General features: G+C 53.9%; 17 protein-coding genes. 6 read left to right on the forward strand and 11 right to left on the reverse strand.

Features of this window, described 5'->3' with window-relative positions; translation table 11 throughout:
• Positions 1 to 189 precede the first annotated feature (189 nt).
• Positions 190 to 1,083, reverse strand: coding sequence for an iron-containing redox enzyme family protein (locus QN359_RS17440; RefSeq protein ID WP_322247404.1), 894 nt, complete (start codon positions 1,081 to 1,083; stop codon positions 190 to 192).
• 346 nt (positions 1,084 to 1,429) lie between these two features.
• Between QN359_RS17440 and ampC the strand changes: the two genes are divergently transcribed.
• Positions 1,430 to 2,644, forward strand: a complete 1,215-nt coding sequence (gene ampC, locus QN359_RS17445) for a class C beta-lactamase (protein WP_322247405.1) — start codon at positions 1,430 to 1,432, stop codon at positions 2,642 to 2,644.
• A gap of 291 nt (positions 2,645 to 2,935) precedes the next feature.
• Here the strand turns inward: ampC and QN359_RS17450 are convergent, their stop codons facing one another.
• Positions 2,936 to 3,745 carry a hypothetical protein gene (locus QN359_RS17450; protein ID WP_322247406.1) on the reverse strand — a complete coding sequence of 270 codons (810 nt, stop codon included), beginning with the start codon at positions 3,743 to 3,745 and terminating at the stop codon, positions 2,936 to 2,938.
• Between the two features lie 450 nt (positions 3,746 to 4,195).
• On the opposite strand from QN359_RS17450, the gene QN359_RS17455 reads away from it, so the two are divergent.
• A complete protein-coding gene (locus QN359_RS17455; RefSeq protein ID WP_322247407.1) occupies positions 4,196 to 5,218 on the forward strand; it encodes a Stealth CR1 domain-containing protein in 1,023 nt (340 codons plus the stop codon).
• Positions 5,219 to 5,236: 18 nt separating this feature from the next.
• On the opposite strand, the gene QN359_RS17460 is transcribed toward QN359_RS17455, so the two are convergent.
• From QN359_RS17460 to QN359_RS17500, 9 genes are all read right to left on the reverse strand, one after another.
• On the reverse strand, positions 5,237 to 6,637 hold the full coding sequence (locus QN359_RS17460) for a Fic family protein (RefSeq protein WP_322247408.1): 1,401 nt from the start codon (positions 6,635 to 6,637) through the stop codon (positions 5,237 to 5,239).
• A gap of 162 nt (positions 6,638 to 6,799) precedes the next feature.
• The gene (gene rng, locus QN359_RS17465; protein ID WP_322247410.1) at positions 6,800 to 8,272 is read right to left on the reverse strand and encodes a ribonuclease G; all 1,473 of its coding nucleotides are present in this window, start codon (positions 8,270 to 8,272) and stop codon (positions 6,800 to 6,802) included.
• Between the two features lie 19 nt (positions 8,273 to 8,291).
• A complete protein-coding gene (locus tag QN359_RS17470) occupies positions 8,292 to 8,915 on the reverse strand; it encodes a Maf family protein (protein WP_322247411.1) in 624 nt (207 codons plus the stop codon).
• 14 nt (positions 8,916 to 8,929) lie between these two features.
• On the reverse strand, positions 8,930 to 9,400 hold the full coding sequence (gene rlmH, locus QN359_RS17475; protein ID WP_322247412.1) for a 23S rRNA (pseudouridine(1915)-N(3))-methyltransferase RlmH: 471 nt from the start codon (positions 9,398 to 9,400) through the stop codon (positions 8,930 to 8,932).
• Positions 9,401 to 9,520: 120 nt separating this feature from the next.
• The gene (gene rsfS, locus QN359_RS17480) at positions 9,521 to 10,243 is read right to left on the reverse strand and encodes a ribosome silencing factor (RefSeq protein ID WP_322247413.1); all 723 of its coding nucleotides are present in this window, start codon (positions 10,241 to 10,243) and stop codon (positions 9,521 to 9,523) included.
• Positions 10,244 to 10,248: 5 nt separating this feature from the next.
• The gene (gene nadD / locus QN359_RS17485; protein ID WP_322247414.1) at positions 10,249 to 10,920 is read right to left on the reverse strand and encodes a nicotinate (nicotinamide) nucleotide adenylyltransferase; all 672 of its coding nucleotides are present in this window, start codon (positions 10,918 to 10,920) and stop codon (positions 10,249 to 10,251) included.
• Complete coding sequence (hemF, locus tag QN359_RS17490) at positions 10,911 to 11,819, reverse strand: oxygen-dependent coproporphyrinogen oxidase (protein WP_322247415.1); 909 nt, start codon at positions 11,817 to 11,819, stop codon at positions 10,911 to 10,913. The genes nadD and hemF overlap by 10 nt, the downstream gene beginning before the upstream one ends.
• A 133-nt stretch (positions 11,820 to 11,952) precedes the next feature.
• Entirely contained in the window at positions 11,953 to 13,227 is a 1,275-nt protein-coding gene (gene purD, locus QN359_RS17495; protein ID WP_322247416.1) for a phosphoribosylamine--glycine ligase, read from the reverse strand.
• Position 13,228: 1 nt separating this feature from the next.
• Positions 13,229 to 13,954 carry a YebC/PmpR family DNA-binding transcriptional regulator gene (locus QN359_RS17500; RefSeq protein ID WP_322247417.1) on the reverse strand — a complete coding sequence of 242 codons (726 nt, stop codon included), beginning with the start codon at positions 13,952 to 13,954 and terminating at the stop codon, positions 13,229 to 13,231.
• Between the two features lie 183 nt (positions 13,955 to 14,137).
• Between QN359_RS17500 and QN359_RS17505 the strand changes: the two genes are divergently transcribed.
• From QN359_RS17505 to QN359_RS17520, 4 genes are all read left to right on the forward strand, one after another.
• A complete protein-coding gene (locus QN359_RS17505; RefSeq protein WP_322247418.1) occupies positions 14,138 to 15,052 on the forward strand; it encodes a DMT family transporter in 915 nt (304 codons plus the stop codon).
• Between the two features lie 50 nt (positions 15,053 to 15,102).
• Complete coding sequence (locus QN359_RS17510) at positions 15,103 to 16,077, forward strand: quinone oxidoreductase (protein WP_322247419.1); 975 nt, start codon at positions 15,103 to 15,105, stop codon at positions 16,075 to 16,077.
• An 11-nt stretch (positions 16,078 to 16,088) separates the two neighbouring features.
• Positions 16,089 to 16,226, forward strand: a complete 138-nt coding sequence (locus QN359_RS17515) for a hypothetical protein (protein WP_322247420.1) — start codon at positions 16,089 to 16,091, stop codon at positions 16,224 to 16,226.
• Between the two features lie 68 nt (positions 16,227 to 16,294).
• A complete protein-coding gene (locus QN359_RS17520; RefSeq protein ID WP_322247421.1) occupies positions 16,295 to 18,460 on the forward strand; it encodes a DUF1631 family protein in 2,166 nt (721 codons plus the stop codon).
• The last annotated feature ends 157 nt before the right edge of the window (positions 18,461 to 18,617 follow it).

Raw genomic sequence — 18,617 nt, forward strand, 5'->3', positions numbered from 1 at the left:
TTGCCGCCCATGATTTACGAAAAAGAAATGGCAGCAAAAAAACCTATTGATGTGTCCGAAATAACTTGACCACTACACAGTCGCCTAATTCGTCTTCCTATTCATGTGAATGTTCCTGACAAAACTATAGGGTCTGTAGAAAAACAATGCAAGCTGCTTCCCCCGTCCAAAGGCATGGCGTGGCGCTGACTATACCCCGTATGACGCCCCCCATCGCCGCGCATGCTCAGCCCAAAACGCCTCCCAGTCCTGACAAAACCCCATGCATAGTTGTTCAAACCGCAGATAATCATCGGCTTCCAAAGCCAGCGCCAAAATATGCCAGGCATCTTGCTGATGAAAATCGTCACAGGCGCTTTTGTCGCTGTCGGTGCTGCGCCCATGCACCATGTAATAGCCGCGCTCTACATCAAGCCCCAAGGGGCGCACTGCCGCCCGCATGGCCGGGCTGTAATGCATCGCCACTTCTTCGGCTACCAAGATGGCTGCCAGCGTGGCGAGCAAATCATCGTAAGTTGCTTCAAAGCTGGCGCGCAGGGCCGTGGCCGCTGGGCTTGGGCTGAACTCGGTGCTGCTTGCCGCGGTATCGGTCGTGTCGCTATCGAGTTGCGCAATCACGGCATCAAATAAAGTTGGATGCGATAGCAAGGGGTGGCCTTGATAGCCGCTGGCTGCGTGCGTGGGGGGAATAAAACCGAATTCGTCGAACACGTTCAAGGCGAGTAAAAAACGCGCCGCCATTTTTCCGGGTAAACCGAAACGTGGTGTCAGTACACGGGTTTGAAATTGTGCCATTAAGATTACATCGGTGAACACTTCCACACCGGCATGTTTGAAATCGCGATGCAGATCAAGCAAGGCGGCGCAGCTCAGGGTTCCGGCGCGCATCGGTGCCAAGGCTCGGTTGTGCATGAATGCATGGGTGCGGATCGCTGCCATGAGACGATTCAGAAAGTCTGCGTTCTTGTTCCGTAACTCAAGCGGTGCCAGTGTCTTGAGCAGTTCTCTGGCGGCCAGGCGCGGATCCGTATAGGCTGCAGTGTTTGGCGAACAGTTTGCTGTCGGGTTTTCCATAACGCGCATGAGTCGGCCTTCCTTTCAATTGTTGGGTGCCAGATGCATGCGCTGAGCATAACCAATTTGCCGAAATGAAACTTGCAGTTTTCGACCATGTTTGTTCTTACCCTGTTCGAGCGGAAAGCTTAGGCCCTCAGTGGCTGTCACAAACGTTTTGTTAGTCGGCATCATGACTTTAGTGCAGCACTGCTTGATCTGGCCGAGTCGTGATGCGTGAGTGCGGCGATGGTGGAATTTAATAAACAAGTCAATGCAGCGTATGTGGATCCGGCTTTCATGAGATAAATCTCAAAGGAACTATGTTGGCGTCGCGTCGGTCAACTGCTCTTCGTATTTCATCGAGAAAATTTCCATGCCCTTTCGTTTAAATTTTGTTTCCACTTGTTTTGCCACGGTCTTTTTTGCCTTTGCGCTGGCACCTGCTGGCAGCCACGCCGCCACTGCCGCCAAGGCTTCCACCTCGGCCGACGCCACTGCGGCCTTGCGCCAGAAGGTAGATGCTACGATGCAAGCAGTGATGAGCGAGTATGCGGTGCCGGGCATGGCGGTGGCGCTGACGGTTGATGGGCGGACGTATTTCTTCAACTATGGCGTGGCTTCAAAGGAACAGAAAACTGCGGTCACGCAAGAAACCTTGTTTGAACTCGGTTCGGTCAGTAAAATTTTTACCGCCACCTTGGCTAGCTATGCAGAAGAGCAGGGTTTTTTGTCACTCGACGATCATCCGAGCAAATATTTGCCGCAACTGAAGGGTTCGGCGATTGATCGTGCCAGCTTGCGCCAACTCGGTACGTATTCGGCCGCCGGCTTGCCCTTGCAAGTGCCAGACAACATTACCGATTCGCAACAGATGATAACGTATTTTCAAAACTGGAAACCCAGCGTGACGCCTGGTAGCGTGCGCCTTTATTCCAATGCCAGTATCGGTCTCTTAGGTCACCTCACGGGCTTGGCGATGCAGAGTAATTTTACCGATGCGGCGCAAGGAATTTTATTTCCCGAGTTGGGTTTGAAGCATAGCTATATCACGGTACCAGACCAAGCCATGGCCGATTATGCTTGGGGTTACGACAAGAATAACCGTGCCGTGCGCGTTACGCCTGGCATGTTTGATGCCGAAGCCTATGGCGTCAAAGCCAGCGCGTCAGATATGTTGCGCATGGTGCAGCTCAACATCGAGCCTGAGCAATTGTCCGGGCCCTTGCGGTATGCGGTAGTCGCCACGCAGGTGGCGTATGAGGATGTGGCCGTGATGGTGCAGGGGCTGGGTTGGGAGCAGTATCGTTACCCGGTAACTCTGACGCAGTTGTTGCAGGGGAATGCGCCGGCCATCAGTGGGCAAGCGCAGCCGGTGCACGCATTCCAGCCGCAACAAGCGCCGGTGGGGCCGCGCTTGTTCAATAAAACCGGTTCAACCGGCGGGTTTGGCAGCTATGTCTTGTTCGTGCCGGAACAAAAAATCGGCATCGTCATGCTGGCGAATAAAAACTTTCCGATTCCGGCGCGCGTGACGGCTGCTTATACCGTTCTCGAGCAAGCACTGCGTTTGAAAACTGCGCTTCCTTAGGTCGATTACGCGCCCACCCATTCGCCCAATTCGTCATTGCCGCGCAGGCGGCAATCCAGTGGCGCGTACGCGCCCTTTATATCTGTGATATCTGTGCTGCTCAGGCGCAGCAGGACGTGTTCATTTCACAGAAAAAAAGTGCCCTTGATCGACCCTCCCACCCTGAAGGCACTGACGTGCCACTCGATTCCTGCCTATGCAGGAATGACGAGGCGAGAGCACGGGGGAATGGTGCAGATTATAAAAATCTATGGGTAATGATCAGCCAAAGGCATGCGAGAACGACGTAGCTTAACAGCCCGGTGTCGCTTCCTGAGAGACTCCCATGCGGCGCAGTTCAGCTTTGACGGTGCGCGCATAAAACGCTTGTTGATGTTCATCGCCTTGGGCTGAGTACATAGCCCTTACGGCATTGGCAAAACTGTCGGCATTATTGATTGCTATGTGCTCGCGCTGATAGTGTTGGTAGTGCAGTAAAATCGCGGCATCCGCCGCACTGATTGCTCTATCGCTCTGACCGATCGTGCCATCGCGCAGGCGGAATAAGGGTTCGGGGTTGCCTTCACCGCGCGGGGTATCGATGAAGTTGCCGTAGGCGTAATCTTCCGTATCGATGGCGGCGTGGGAAAATTCATGTATCCATACGCCGGCTAAAAAATCTTTCGAAAACCGCGTCTCATCGAAGGCTGCTTTTCTGTAGCCGAGGAAGACGATATCCAAACGCGGGTCGGCCTTCATTGCGGCGGCGGCGTGTTTTTCTTGTGTTTTTAAAAAAGCCAAGCTGTATGGTTGTTTTTCCAAGTCGGCGCGCGCGGCGATGTAGCGGCGAAACGCCGGTGTGATCGCTTTCTTTTTGGTATACGCAAAATTGGCATCAGTCACGTCGTCTCCTTTCACGCTCACCGCATGCGTCTTGAGCTCGCTGAACTTGGCAAAGTCTCTGGTCGCTTTCAATTTTTGTTTGAATTCGGTTTTCATCCGTTCGGTATCGTTATTGAAATACACTTTCAGCGTTTCAGCGGCAATACTGCCAGCATCGCTGTCTAGTATGGCCAAGGCCGTATCCATCATGGTCAGCGCGTGTTGTTTCAGGACTTCCATTTTTTTTGTCGTACTGCCAAAGCGTGGCCAAAAGCGCTTGGAAATGTTGTCGTTCCCACGGCTCGTCGCTGGCTCGGTCTCTGAGCACGTACTGAGTTGCCTTGATGTATTGCGCACGCCGCAGATTTGCATGCCCGCGTTGATTGGCGGCGTTATGGCAGAGTCGGGCGTTGGTTTGGCGGAGCTTGGCAGAGCGGTGGTTGAGACAGATAGGGGCGGCATGAAAGAGTCCTCATAGAGTGTAAAAATCATCTCTGCTAAGATACTATGAAAATTAAAAATAACTCCAAGCCAAAGCCAAGTTTGGTCGAAATGTGCAAAATCAAAATCGCACTGCGGAGTAATATTTTTGCCGAGCTGCTAATTCTTGGCGAGCGCCGGGTTCGGCGCTGTCGGCAGCCGGCCGGCGCTTGGTCTACAATAGCGGAAAAAAGAAAGTCGAGGACGACAATGAGCGCCGAAAAAAAACATACTGAGCCAGTCGATATTGTGTATCTGTGGGTAGACGGTGCCGATCCGCTCTGGCAAAACAAACGCCAGCAAGCCTATACCGATTGGGTAAGTGCACACCCCGATGAATTAGCCATCTATGGCAATAACGCCGGTCGCTACCGCGACAATGGTGAGCTTTTGTACAACTTACGCGCTTTAGAGAAATTTTTCCCCGCGCATGGTCATGTCTACCTCGTCAGTGATGGCCAGGTGCCGGCGTGGCTGCAGCCATCGGCGCGCCTGACCGTGATCGATCATCGCGATTTGCTGCCGGCCAGCACTGGCCCAGTATTTGATTCCGGTCATATTGAATCGTACCTGCATCATATTCCCGGTTTGTCGGAGCGCTTTATTTACCTTAACGATGATGTGTTTTTCGGTAGCAGGGTCGATACGGCATGGTGGTTTGGCGGTGCTCTCAGAGTGTTTGGAGAAGTCCATCCCATCACCGATTATGATGAGTTGCAAGTTGCCGAGACGGCGCTGGTGAATGCCTCGATCTTGTCGAAACATTGGCTCTCGCAACGCTATCCAAGCTATCAGCATGATCCGCGCCTGTATTCGCATGCGCCGCGGCCGATGCTCAAAAGTGTGATGTTTGAGCTCGAAGAGATCGCTGCCGAATTATTTGAACAAGTGCGCTCTACCGTGTTTCGTTCGTGGCGCGTGCCGCCGCTGGTGCCTGATTTGGTGCCGCGCTGGATGGTCCACACTGGCTTAGCGAAACAAAGAATTCTCGATCCCTTGCACATTCATACTGGCGATCAGGGGGCCGCGCAACAGTTCGATGCCTTGCTGTTGAAATTCGGCCAGCTGCCATTTTTTTGTATCAACGACACCTGTGACGAAGCTGCCGATGACGATCTGCGCTTGCTCAGAATCGCGCTCACTTTAGAGCAGCTGTTACCGTTGCCGTCGTCGTTTGAACAGATCGCGCAGCACGATGCCGCGCACACGGAAGCGCCATGTCCTGCTTCGTAGTCGCTGGTGTAGCATTATTTAGCCGCGTGTGCCATGTCGTTCCTGCCACGTAGAAAATTCCAGTGGTCGGATACCAAAACGAACGGCGTTCCCGGCATGCAGGGTCGTGAATTCTGCCAGCGCCAATTCGATGAAATGATCTCTGTCTGCCGCGCTGACCGTCGCCGGTGTTGTGGCACGCACGCTGGCAGCGCTGGCGGCTTCGTTATTGCGCACAATGGCCGCAACGACGGTGCTCAATGCTTGCCGATAACGGAGGCGAAACAGGTCTGGTGGCACAAGATTTTGTTTGACGGCGACATACTGCTGACACGAGCGTGCATAGGCCCAGACGAATACATCGCGCAAAAGTTCTATGCGGTTCAATTCATACACGCCCAGCATGGCGTCCACATAGGCCTGCTGCGGTACATCAATAAAGGATAGTGGGCACAGGTTATGGCGGATGAAAGGAATATTGGCCGCTAAGCGCGAGACGCGTTTGTTCACGTCTTCAAATGGCTGCAGATAGGGCAGATGCACCATCAGGAAGAAGGCTTGCTCGAATGGGTCGTGAATTTCTGCCGCCATCTCGATGACGATGCCTAATAATTCTTCCAGCCGCTGTGGCAGGGCCACCGGTAAGTACACGCTGCCGCCGATCTCCACCGCACGGCGACGGATGCGGCCGCAAGCAAATGGATCGGCCATCAAACCATCCGACAGGAATGCGTGCAAAGCGATGATGGTGTCGGTGCTCAGCGTGGCTTGTTCCGGGTCGCGCACCAGATATTCGATGGCATCCTTGTGATTCAAAATCATCTGGGTTTCCAGCGCATCCTTCCCTTCGGCGGCCTGACCGAATTCGATCAAGCGCTCGGTATCAAGACGGCTGTAGGTATTCCCCTCCAATTGTGACGATGCCCAAGATAAGTCTATCAATAGCAGATTCAGAATGTCGCGAGCAAACGTACCGGCAGGCGTCTGCTGTGCCGGTGAGCGCCCCAGCGCATGCAGTTGATCGCGCAGGCTGTGCGGCAGGTATGCGCTATGATTGGGATGGTATTGCTCCAGAAATTCCAGCTTGTACCCAACGGGTGTGCGTAATTGGCGCGCTTGCCGCACCGCGGCCTTAATCTCTGCGCCGGCTGCTGAGGTCGGTACATACACTTCGGGCGCTATCTGTTCCAACGCAGTGGTGTACGCGTGGACAGTTCCTTCGACCAGGCATGGGGCGGGCAGGTAGCGCACGGCACGGCTTGCTCCGCTGCTAACTATCCGGCCTTGCTCAAGGAGTAAGGCCAGCCTGCGTTGTAAGGTGCGTCTTGCGGTATGGCCACCGGTGGACAGGAAGAGTGCGTCGATACCAACACCTTCAGGGTGTAAGGAAATCCGTGCAAGGAGTTGGTCTAATTCTTCATGTAAGAGTGATGTTGGCATGGTCTTCTCTGCTCAGGACTGACTCAGCCATTATCGCGCCAAATAAAATGGCGCGCAAATAAATTCGCGCCATTTTGTGCGCCAGCCTCTGAACCCCGAAATTTTTCGCGCAAAGTTGATAAAAGAGTTTGAGCATGCCGAACAGCGCTTGGTCTAAAGTAGTCACATCAAAATAATGTCGTACTGCTCCTGATGAAACATACTCTCCACCTGTAAGGAAATCGGTTTGCCGATGAAGTCGCCGAGCATGGTTAAGTGCTGCGATTCTTCTTCGAGAAACATGTCGACCACGACTTGTGACGCCATGATGCGGAATTCACGCGGGTTGAATTGTTTTGCTTCGCGCAGCAGTTCACGCAGAATTTCATAGCAAATGGTGCGGGCGGTTTTGACCTGGCCTTTACCGGTACAAGCCGGGCAGGTTTCACACAATACATGCGCGAGCGATTCGCGGGTGCGCTTGCGCGTGACTTCGACTAAGCCGAGAGCAGAAAAACCGGACACCGAGAGTTTTGTGCGGTCGCGTGATAAGGCCTTGTTGAGCTCAGATAAGACGGCGCTTTTGTGTTCTTCATTTTCCATATCGATGATATCGAGAATGATGATGCCACCGAGATTACGCAAGCGTAATTGGCGCGCAATCGCATGCGCTGCTTCCAAATTGGTTTTGAAAATGGTGTCGTCAAAATTACGCCCGGCAACGAAGCTGCCGGTATTGACATCGATGGTCGTCATCGCTTCGGTCTGATCGATGATCAGATAGCCGCCCGATTTTAAATCGACGCGACGGCCGAGCGCACGTTCGATTTCTTCTTCCACTCCATACAAGTCAAATAAGGGCCGCTCGCCGGTGTAATGGCCGAGCTTGGGAATTACCGAGGGCATGTAGCGATGCGCAAACTCTTGCAGCATGAGGAAATTTTCACGCGAATCGACCTGGATGCCGGCGGTATCTTCATTGACAAAATCGCGCAAGACACGCTGTGCCAAATTCAAATCTTGGTACAGCAAGGAAGTCGGTGGCAAAGTTTTGGCCAGGCTGGTGATGGTCGACCAGGTGCGGCGCAGGTAATCGACATCGGCTTTCAAATCTTCATCAGAAGCATCTTCCGCCATGGTGCGCACGATGAAGCCACCTTTGTCTTCGGGCTGCTGCAGGCTTTGCACTTTATTGCGCAAGGCTTCGCGTTCTTCTTCATTGGCAATTTTTTGCGAAATACCGATATGCGAATCTTGCGGCAGATAGACCAGCATGCGTCCGGCGATGGAAATTTGCGTCGACAAACGCGCGCCTTTGGTGCCGATCGGGTCTTTGATTACTTGTACCGTCACCGACTGACCATCGAACAGTAATTTTTCTATCGGTTTGAGCGTGGCACTGCCGCTGCCGTGATGATCTTGCGAACGCGCATCCCAAATATCGGCCACATGTAAAAATGCCGCCCGTTCCAAGCCGATGTCGATGAAGGCTGATTGCATGCCTGGCAAGACGCGCGCTACCTTACCGAGGTAAATATTGCCGACCAAGCCGCGTGACAAGGTTCTTTCTATATGTAATTCCTGTACCGCTCCCTGAAAAATCAGGGCCACCCGGGTTTCTTGTGGCGTGATATTGATGAGGAGGTTTTCGCTCATGGAATGAAAGAATTTCGTATTAAGAGGTAAGAATGTGAGACGCGCGCAATAACTGGCAAGTCTCAAATAAGGGTAATCCCATGATGCCAGAATAACTGCCGTTGATGTGGGAAATAAAGCGCGCCGCACCACCTTGTATGCCATAGCCGCCGGCCTTGTCGTACGGTTCAGCGCTGTCGCAGTAGGCGGCGATAGTCGCGGCGCTCAACTCGGCAAAGCTGACTTCGGAACATTGGCTGGCCGTGTGCATGCCGTCGGCTGTGCGCAGGGCGATGCAAGTCAGTACCTGATGCGTGGTGCCCGATAGTTGGCTGAGCATGGCGATGGCGTCAGCCCGGTTGGCCGGCTTGCCCAGCACTTGCTGGCCTAGCAATACACTGGTGTCGGCAGCCAGAACCGGTAGGTGCGCTAAGTTCCGCCATTGCATCACTTGCCAAGCCATGGCGGCTTTTTCTTGCGTGACGCGGGCCACGTAGTCATGCGCCAATTCGTTTGGCAACAGCAGTTCGCTGACATCGGGGCCACGCGGGGCGGCTTCGCGCAGCAGTAATACTTGGTGGGACACGCCGATTTGTTCGAGCAGGGCGCGGCGACGCGGGCTTTTCGATGCCAGATAAAGCAGGGGCGGGGTGGGGATGGGCATGGTGCTCAATTGCCTCAACTGCGGTGATACGGATGGTTTTGCGTGATCGACCAAGCGCGGTACAGTTGTTCTGCCAGTAACACGCGTACCATGCCGTGCGGTAAGGTCAGGCTCGATACCCGGATCAAGCCATCGGCTTTGGCTTTGAAACCGGCATCGAGACCATCGGCACCGCCGATCACGAAGACGATGTCGCGTCCTTCTTGCTGCCACTGTGTCAGATGCTGCGACAAAGCGACGCTGGTCCAGTCTTTGCCGTGCTCATCGAGGGCGATGATGCGGGCATTTTTAGGAATCACCGCTTCGATCTTGACGCGTTCGAGTGCCATCACGGTTTCCGCTGTCTTACTACCGGAGCGCTCGATAGGCTTGATTTCTTTGAGATGGATGCGACATTCCGGCGGCATGCGTTTGACGTATTCGTGGAAACCGGTTTCTATCCACTCCGGCATTTTATGCCCGATGGCGGCGATAAGGAGTTGCATACTGAGGGTCTGGTAAAAACAAAACAAGCATGAGGCGCGCAAACATCCGTGCTTCCTCAGGTAAAAAAATGGCTGCGCGAACGCAGCCATGGCTTCAAAATAGCTTTACGCTGCGGCGGTTTATGCCGCCGATTTGCGTGCCGGACGTTTGGCCGCGGCTTGCTTGGCCGAAGCGGCAGCCGTTTTGGTGCCGGCTACTTTGACGCGCGCACCGGTTGGAATCTTGGCAGCGACTTTTTTCACTGCCGTGCCAGCGGCAGCGGCAGCAGTTTTGCGCGGTTTGGCAGCGACTTTGGCAGCGGTCGCGGCAGCGACTGCCGTGACCGTTGTTTTACGCGGTTTGCGTGCTGGTTTTTTCTCGTCGTCGACGGTGGTTTGTATCGCCATCATGTCATGTGTCACTTCGAGCGGGGCTGATTTGCCACCGCCGACGCGACGCGTGGCACGGCTTGGTTTGTCTTCGGCTTCCGGTTCCGAAGCGGTACGCTTGGAAATACGTTTGTCGACGCCGAGCTTGATCGGCTTGTCGCCCCACAGCTCTTCGAGTCGGTAGTAAGCACGAATCGCCGGTTGCATGATATGCACGACCATGTCGCCCAAATCGACCAAGACCCATTCGCCGGTGGTTTCGCCTTCGACACTGATGACCGTGCCGCCGTTTTCTTTGACTTTGTCACGCACCGAAGCGGCCAGCGCCTTGGTTTGACGGTTTGATGTGCCGGACGCGACCAAGACACGGTCAAACAGACTCGTGAGGTGAACTGTGTCGAACAATTGAATTTCTTGTGCTTTGACGTCTTCGAGAGCCTCAACGACCAGCGTTTGTAATTTTTTGATATCCATTATTTTTAATAAATTGAATGTAGTTGTAGGTAGTCTAGCACCTTGTGAGGCACTAGCAATCTGATTGTCGGGTTATGCTGTGTTAATTCTGTCCGCAGTTGGCTGGCGGACACGTTCATTGCCAAATTCGGTTCCAGACAAACGCCACCTGCAGCCCGGGTGCGCATTGCTTGGGCACTGATTGTTCTTTTTTGCCATTCTTCGGCGATTTCCGGCGGCAGCGCCTGCAAGCTGTATCCGGGTCGCGCTGCCACGCATAAGTTAGCCAGCGTGAACAACTCGCGCCAGCGCCACCAAGTTGATAAATTCAATAACTGGTCGGCACCCATGGCCAGATTGAGTGAGGCAGCCGGACCGAATTGCTGGCGTAATTCTTGTAAAGTGTCGATGGTATAGCTGACTTCAAGACGCTCGGCGCGCCGAATTTCTTGCTGGTCGATATACACTTCACCGCCGCGCCAGTCGGCAAATGCCAGTTCCAACATGGCCACGCGTTGTGCTGCGGTCGCCGTTAAGGCCGACTTTTGCCACGGCTGGCCGGCTGGGATCAGGCGTAACTGATCGGGATGTAACAAGTCACACAGGCTTTTCGCCAAGGCGACATGGCCCAGATGAACTGGGTCAAAACTGCCGCCCAGCAGCAAAATGCAGGGCGGCTGCTCAGTCCTTACACCCATTCCCGACACACCAGAAAATCGCTTTGCAGACGCGCTTCCGCACTGCCGGCCGGGGCGCTCCAGTCATAGCGCCATTTCACCACTGGTGGCATGGACATCAGTATCGATTCGGTACGACCACCCGATTGCAGACCGAAATGGGTGCCACGATCGAAAACCAAGTTGAATTCGACATAGCGGCCGCGCCGATATGCTTGAAAATCACGTTGTTGCTCGCCATAAGCGAGCGCATCACGGCTTTCCACGATAGGGCAGTAGGCAGCGATGAAGGCATCGCCGACCGCGCGTGTCATGGCAAAACTGTGGGTAAAATCACATTCATTGAAATCATCGAAGAAAATTCCGCCGACGCCGCGTGCTTCTTTTCTGTGCGGTAAATAAAAATACTGATCGCAGGTTTGCTTGAAGCGCGGATGTAACTCGGCACCGAAGCTGTGCAATGCATCTTTGCAGCTTTGATGAAAATGTCGCGCATCGTCTTCAAAACCATAATACGGCGTCAGGTCCATCCCGCCGCCGAACCACCAGACCGCTGCTTGTCCGGCTGTTGTGGTGATGAAAAAACGCACATTCATGTGTACCGTCGGTACATACGGATTACGCGGATGCAGTACCAGCGAAACGCCCATGGCTTCCCACTGACGGCCGGCCAATTCGGGGCGGTTTGCGGCGGCCGAAGGCGGCAGATTTTTTCCCATCACATGGGAAAAATTCACGCCACCGCGTTCAAACACACGGCCCTCTTCAATCACGCGCGAAATACCGCCGCCACCTTCGCTGCGTTCCCAACTGTCACTCAGAAAGGGATTGCCATCGATGGCCTCGAGCGCTGCAACGATACGTGCTTGCAGTGCCAGTAAATAGGTTTTGACGGCGCCGCTGTCGGGCATCTCGTTCATCTCTGTCCTTGGTTTGCCTTATTTAAAAAGCAAGACGGGTTGGACAGTGTCCAACCCAGCATGGGCCGCTACGCGCGGGCAGGTAAAACTGCGCTTAGTGTTTTCGCTCAGTGCTTGCGCTCAGTGCTTGCGCTCAGTGCTTGCGATTAATCGCGCGCCAGCCGATATCATGCCGGTACTGGGCACCATCGAAATGGATTTTTTCCACCACATCATACGCGTGTTTCTGTGCCAATTTTACCGTATCACCGAGACCAACCACGCATAATACCCGACCGCCGTGCGAAGTCAGGGTTTTTTCATGCAAGCTGGTGCCGGCATGGAAGGTGACGGTGTCGGCGGTTTCGGCTGGAATGCCGGTGATTTTATCGCCTTGACGCGGGGCGTCCGGATAACCGGCCGCTGCCATCACTATGCCCATGGCGGTGCGGCGATCCCATTCGAGTTCGACGCTGTCGAGCGTCCCATTAACCGCATGTTCCATCACGCTGAGTAAATCGGTTTTCAGTCGCGCCATGATAGGCTGGGTTTCCGGATCGCCCATGCGGCAATTGAATTCCAGGGTTTTCGGGTTGCCCTGCTCATCGATCATCAGACCGGCATATAAGAAACCGGTAAACACGATGCCGTCGCGCGCCATGCCCTGTACGGTCGGGTCGATGATTTCGCGCATGACTCGTGCATGCAATTGCGGCGTGATGATCGGTGCCGGGGAATACGCACCCATGCCGCCAGTGTTAGGGCCGGCATCATGATCGAGCAAACGCTTGTGATCTTGGCTGGTAGCCAGTGGCAAAATGTTTTTACCATCGACCATGACGATGAAACTGGCTTCTTCGCCAAGCAAAAACTCTTCGATGACGACGCGGGCACCGGCATTACCGAGTTTATTATCAGACAACATCATATCGACTGCGGCATGGGCTTCGGCCAAATCCATCGCCACGACCACGCCTTTACCGGCGGCCAAGCCGTCGGCTTTGATGACAATCGGTGCGCCCTTGGCATCGATGTAGGCATGCGCCGGTGCTGGATCGGAAAAAGTTTGGTATTCGGCGGTCGGAATCGCATGACGCTGCATGAAAGCTTTGGCAAAATCTTTCGAACTTTCCAATTGCGCCGCTTCTTTGCTCGGGCCGAAAATTTTCAAGCCGCGGTCGCGGAAAATATTGACGATGCCAGCGGCAAGCGGTACTTCCGGACCAACCACGGTCAGACCGATATGTTCTTGCTCGACGAAATCAGCCAGCGCGACCGGATCGGTGATGGCGATGTTTTTGAGCCGAACATCAGCCGCCGTGCCACCGTTACCGGGGGCGACAAAAATTGTTTGCACACGTTCAGATTGTGCGAGCTTCCATGCCAGAGCATGTTCACGGCCACCAGAGCCGACCACCAGAATTTTCATATTATTCTTCTACGATAGCGTTGGTATAGACTTCTTGTACATCATCGAGATTTTCCAGGGCATCCAGCAGTTTTTGCATTTTGATGGCATCTTCGCCGGTAAATACGGTCTCGACAGCGGGTTTCATGGTCACTTCGGCCAGCTCGGGTTTGAAGCCGGCTGCTTCGAGCGTGGCACGGATGTCGGAGAGATCGAACGGCGCGCACAGCACTTCCACGCCACCTTCTTCATCGCTGATCACATCATCGGCACCGGCTTCGAGTGCTGCTTCGAGCAAGGCATCTTCATCGGTGCCGGGGGCGAACAACATTTGTCCGCAATGTTTGAACATGAAAGCGACCGAGCCTTCGTTGCCCATATTGCCGCCGAATTTATTGAAGGCATGGCGTACTTCGGCCACCGTGCGCACGCGGTTATCGGTCATGCAGTCGACGATCAGTGCGGCGCCGCCGATGCCGTAGCCTTCGTAGCGCACCTCTTCATAATTGGCACCTTCAAGGGTGCCGGCACCGCGTTGTATCGCGCGCGCGACGTTTTCTTTGGGCATATTCGCATCGGCCGCCTTTTCTACCGACAGCCGCAGCCGTGGGTTGGTTGCCACATCGTCGCCGCCCATACGGGCCGCAACCGTGATTTCTTTAATCAGACGGGTCCAGACCTTGCCGCGCTTTGCATCGGTGGCGGCTTTTTTATGCTTGATGTTCGCCCACTTACTGTGTCCTGCCATAATCGCTCTTTCCTGAATCGGCCACAGCCGGCCCGCTGGAGCAGACTGGCTTGGTTTGATATTGAAGATGAAGAGCGGCATTTTACCATAAGGGCATGCTGTACTTCTTTCAATTCGTTGTCAAAGCCGGCATCGCTTAGCTGTGCGCCCACGACTATCGTTGGAAGGCATTACAATAAGGCCATGCTTACTCTTACTTCTTCCTCGTCCGAACGCCGTCATTACTTGGGCGGCTTACTTATTGCCGTGCTTGGGGCGGTGTTGTTTTCTACCAAGGCTATCGTCGCCAAGCTGATTTACCGCTACCACGTCGATGCCGTGACGCTGATCGGTTTTCGCATGGCCTTTTCTCTGCCGGTATTTGCCGCTGTGGCGGTGTGGCAGATGCGTGCCGCCGCGCCGCTGAGTGCCGGCGAGCGCTGGCGTCTGCTGGTTTTGGGGTTGATCGGCTACTATTTGTCTTCGTTCTTGGATTTTCTTGGCTTGCAATATATCAGTGCCGGGCTGGAGCGACTGATTCTGTTTCTGACCCCCTCATTTGTGATGTTGATGTCGGTGCTGTTGTTTCGCCGTAAAGTGACGGCGCTGGAGTGGGGTGCCTTGTTGCTCAGTTATCTCGGTATTATTTTAGTATTTCTACATGATTTGAGATTCGGCGGCCAGGATGTCTTGCTCGGCTCGGCGCTGGTGTTGGGCGCGGCGATTTCTTATGCCGCCTATTTGCTACAGTCTGGGCAGTTGGTCAACAAGCTCGGTTCGCTGCGCCTGGTGGCCTATGCCATGTGCGTTTCCAGTGCCGCTTGCATAGGACAGTTTTTTTTACTGCGCCCAGCCGCGCTGCTGATCCAACCGGTGCCGGTTTACTACTTGTCAGTGGTCAATGCTATATTCTGTACTGTCCTGCCGGTGTTCATGACCATGATCGCGGTCCAACGTATCGGGGCAGCTACCGCTTCCCAAGCCGGTATGATAGGGCCGGTGTCCACCTTGTTTTTAGGGGCCGTGTTTTTGGCCGAGCCAATTACGGCTTGGCAACTGGCCGGGACTTCGCTGGTGATGGCAGGCATGTATTTATTATCCAAGAAAAAGTCGGCGTGAAGCCGTTTCCAGCGCTGCCATCAGGCAGTACACCCTTACCGGAGGCCAGCATGGTCAAAGCAGTCAGAATGGAATGTGTCGGCGGTCCTGAAGTCATGCAGTACCTTGACGTCGAGTTGGCTGCGCCGGGGCCGGGAGAAATTCTGGTTCGTCACCATGCGGTAGGGCTGAATTACATCGATGTGTATTTTCGCACCGGTTTGTATCCGCAGCCATTGCCAGCCGGATTAGGCATGGAAGCGGCAGGTGTGGTCGAAGCGGTCGGTGCCGGCGTGACGGTGTTAGCCGTCGGCGATCGCGTTGCCTATGCCGGCCGGCCTGTCGGTGCCTATGCCGAGGCAAGGGTGATGCCGGCTGACCAAGTGGTACGTTTGCCAGCCGCGATCTCGTTCGAGACCGGCGCGGCCATGATGTTGCAGGGCTTGACCGTGGAGTACCTGTTCCATCGCACCTTTCCTTTGCAAGGTGGCGTAACCATCCTGTTTCACGCCGCTGCCGGTGGCGTCGGCTTGATCGCTTGTCAATGGGCACGCGCCTTAGGCGTGACCATGATAGGCACGGTAGGCTCGGAAGAAAAAGCGAAATTGGCGAAAGAAAACGGCTGCGCCCATGTTATTAACTATAATACGGAAAATTTTGTTCAGCGAGTAGCCGAAATTACCGAAGGTAAAGGGGTTGCGGTCGTTTATGATTCTATCGGCAAAGATACCTTCATCGGTTCGCTCGATTGTCTGGCACCGCGCGGGATGATGGTCAGTTTCGGCAATGCCTCCGGCCCCGTACCACCATTCAGTCTTAATGAACTCGGCAGCCGCGGGTCCTTGTTTATTACCCGGCCCAGTTTAATGAGTTACACGGCCAAACGCGCCGATCTCGAGCAGATGGCGGCACGCTTGTTTGCGATGGTGGAGAGTGGCAAAATCAAGATTGCCGTTAACCAGCGCTATGCCTTGCGCGATGTGGCGCAGGCACATGTTGATCTGGAAGCACGAAAAACAACAGGTTCCACGGTATTAATTCCATAAGGCAAGAGAAAATGGCTCAGAATGAAGATCCCAAAGCGGCCGATAAGTCTGGCAGTCCGAAATTCGGACGCTTGCTCATCGTGCTGTTTTTTGCTGTCATGCTGATCGTGGCGATCACCTTGGGAAGCGAAGCGTATTATACGAATTAAGCCGATAGTAAATTGCATGCGATGCGTGGTGCCGGAAAATTGTAATTTAACTATTTTATTATCGAGTCATGGATACGATCCCTTTAATCACTGAATCGGAAAAGAAAAGCGAATTTTCCAGTTCCAGTCGCCTCTTGCTGCTACAAGGCTTAGTGCCAATCGCAGCGAATTTAGTCTCGTCACAGCTCGAGGCTTTTGCCTCGCGACTCACGCACGCCTTGTTTCTGGTGTCAGACCAAACGGTACGGCCGGAAGAAGCGGCCCAAAGTTTTCACGCATATCAATTACTGAAACGTAACTCCAGCAGTTTTTATCGTTTGCTGAGCTTACAAATCACCACCGTGCTGAGTAAGGAAGTGAGCGTCGTCAATACCCGTCGCAAAGCCAATGAAAATCAGTTGGCGCAGGATATTTCTTTGGTGACCTTCGAGGAAATGGAAACCCGGGTGCTGACCTCGAACCTGAGCAAAGCCTTGGAAATCCAATGTGCCGAGCAATTGGTCGCACTTAATATTCGCATCGGCCATGTACTGCGCCGCACCCCCATCAGTATTTCGCAAAATCCGTTTCGGCCGGAATTATTTATCCATGCCGTCATGCAGGCGTGGCAAGAGTTTGAAGCGAGTAAAGATAACTCGCATTGGATACTGCGCTTAATGCAAACGGAAATTTTTTTGCAACTCAACAGCGTCTATCAAGGGCTCAATGAAGCGCTGGTAGAGCGCGGCATACTGGTCGATATCGATGTCGCCAAACGCAAGAACCAAAAGCGCCCTATGCGCTCACGGCGCGATGATCTCGATGCGCGTGACCCGTATTTGGAAAATAAATTACGCAATATTTTTGCGGCACCCAGTGGTGCTCAAGCCAGTCCGCGTTTGCTCAAAAATACCGCCAGCCAGGCCAAGCAGTGGCAGAATTGGTCGGATGCGCCGGTACCGGCACACGCCGATACGGTCACCATAGACAGGCGTTTTTTTGATTACCTCAGTGGTTTGCAAAAAACTGAAACGCTGGCCGCCGCACCCTTGGGCGGTCACCATTTGCGTAATCTGTCGCAGCATGCCGAGGTCGGCGAATTGACGGCGATCGATCAGAACACGGTAGAGTTACTGGCGCGTATTTTCGACTATGTCTTTAACGATGACAGCATTCCCGATGAAATCAAAAGCCTGATCGGACAATTACAAATCCCGACCTTGAAAGTGGCCTTGCTCGATAAAGACTTCTTCTTCAAAGACAGTCATCCGGCCCGGGTTCTCATCGATACCTTGGCTAAGTCCAGCGTCTTACTCGGCAGTGAAGCCAGCGCCGAAGATCCGCTGTTTCAAATCATCGAAGGCATCGTCGAACGCGTGCAGCAAGATTTCGATCAACAAATCGAGTTGTTTTCCGATGCCGTGGCCGATCTCGAAGCCTTCCTGCAGAACGAAGACCAAGAGTCTGAGCAGGCGATTTCAGAACCGGTTGCGCTCGCGCTCAAGCAGGAAAAAATGCGGCTGGCGCGCGAGTTTGCCGAAAATGATGTCACCATGCGCGTTGATACCGGCGAAGTGGCCGGTTTTTTGGAAAAATTCCTGCAAGAACAATGGACCGGTATTCTCACGATTGCCCACAATGTGAAGCAAGAGAAACCGAATGCGCTGGAAAATGCCTTGCGCACGATGGATGATTTGATTTGGAGTTTGAAGCCGAAAAACAGTTCGGAAGAGCGCAAGGAGCTCGTCAGCAAACTGCCGGCCATGCTGACCCTGCTCAATGCCTGGCTCAATGCGATCAAATGGGATGACCCGGAACGCGTGCTGTTTTTCTCCAAACTGGCTGAGCGCCATGCCGCCATTGCCCGCGCACCTTTGGAATTTTCACCGCGCCGCCAACTTGAAATCGCCGTCAATATCGCCCAGCGTGCCAGCGAAAAGCGTCTCAATCGGCACGTCAGCGAACAGACGCAAGACGATTTACCCGATGAATGTCTGCAGATGGTCGAAGCGATGGAGCGCGGGGTGTGGCTCGATTTCAGCCGTGCTGCCGGTGTGCGCACGCGTTACAAGCTGGCTTGGGTGAGTCCGAAGCGCAGTCGGTATATTTTCAGCAATCGCCAAGGCCACGATTCATTTTCAATTTCCAGCGATGAATTAGTGGCCAAATTACGCAATGGTGACGCCGTGCGCATCTCTTTAGAGTCTTTGGTTGATCGCGCCTTGGTCGAAGCCCTGCGTGATCCGCCGGCCTGAGCCGATAAGTTAATGTATGGCGGATTCAACTACGAAGTGCAACTCGATGTTGATCAAAAATCTGACTAGGGTTTGAAACCCCGGCCAAAAGAGGCTGTCGCAAAAGCCTGATGGACGTTTTTTACACCTGAAACACCGCATACCTCGTCATTCCTGC

Source organism: Undibacterium sp. 5I2, assembly GCF_035019605.1.
Lineage (GTDB): Bacteria > Pseudomonadota > Gammaproteobacteria > Burkholderiales > Burkholderiaceae_D > Undibacterium.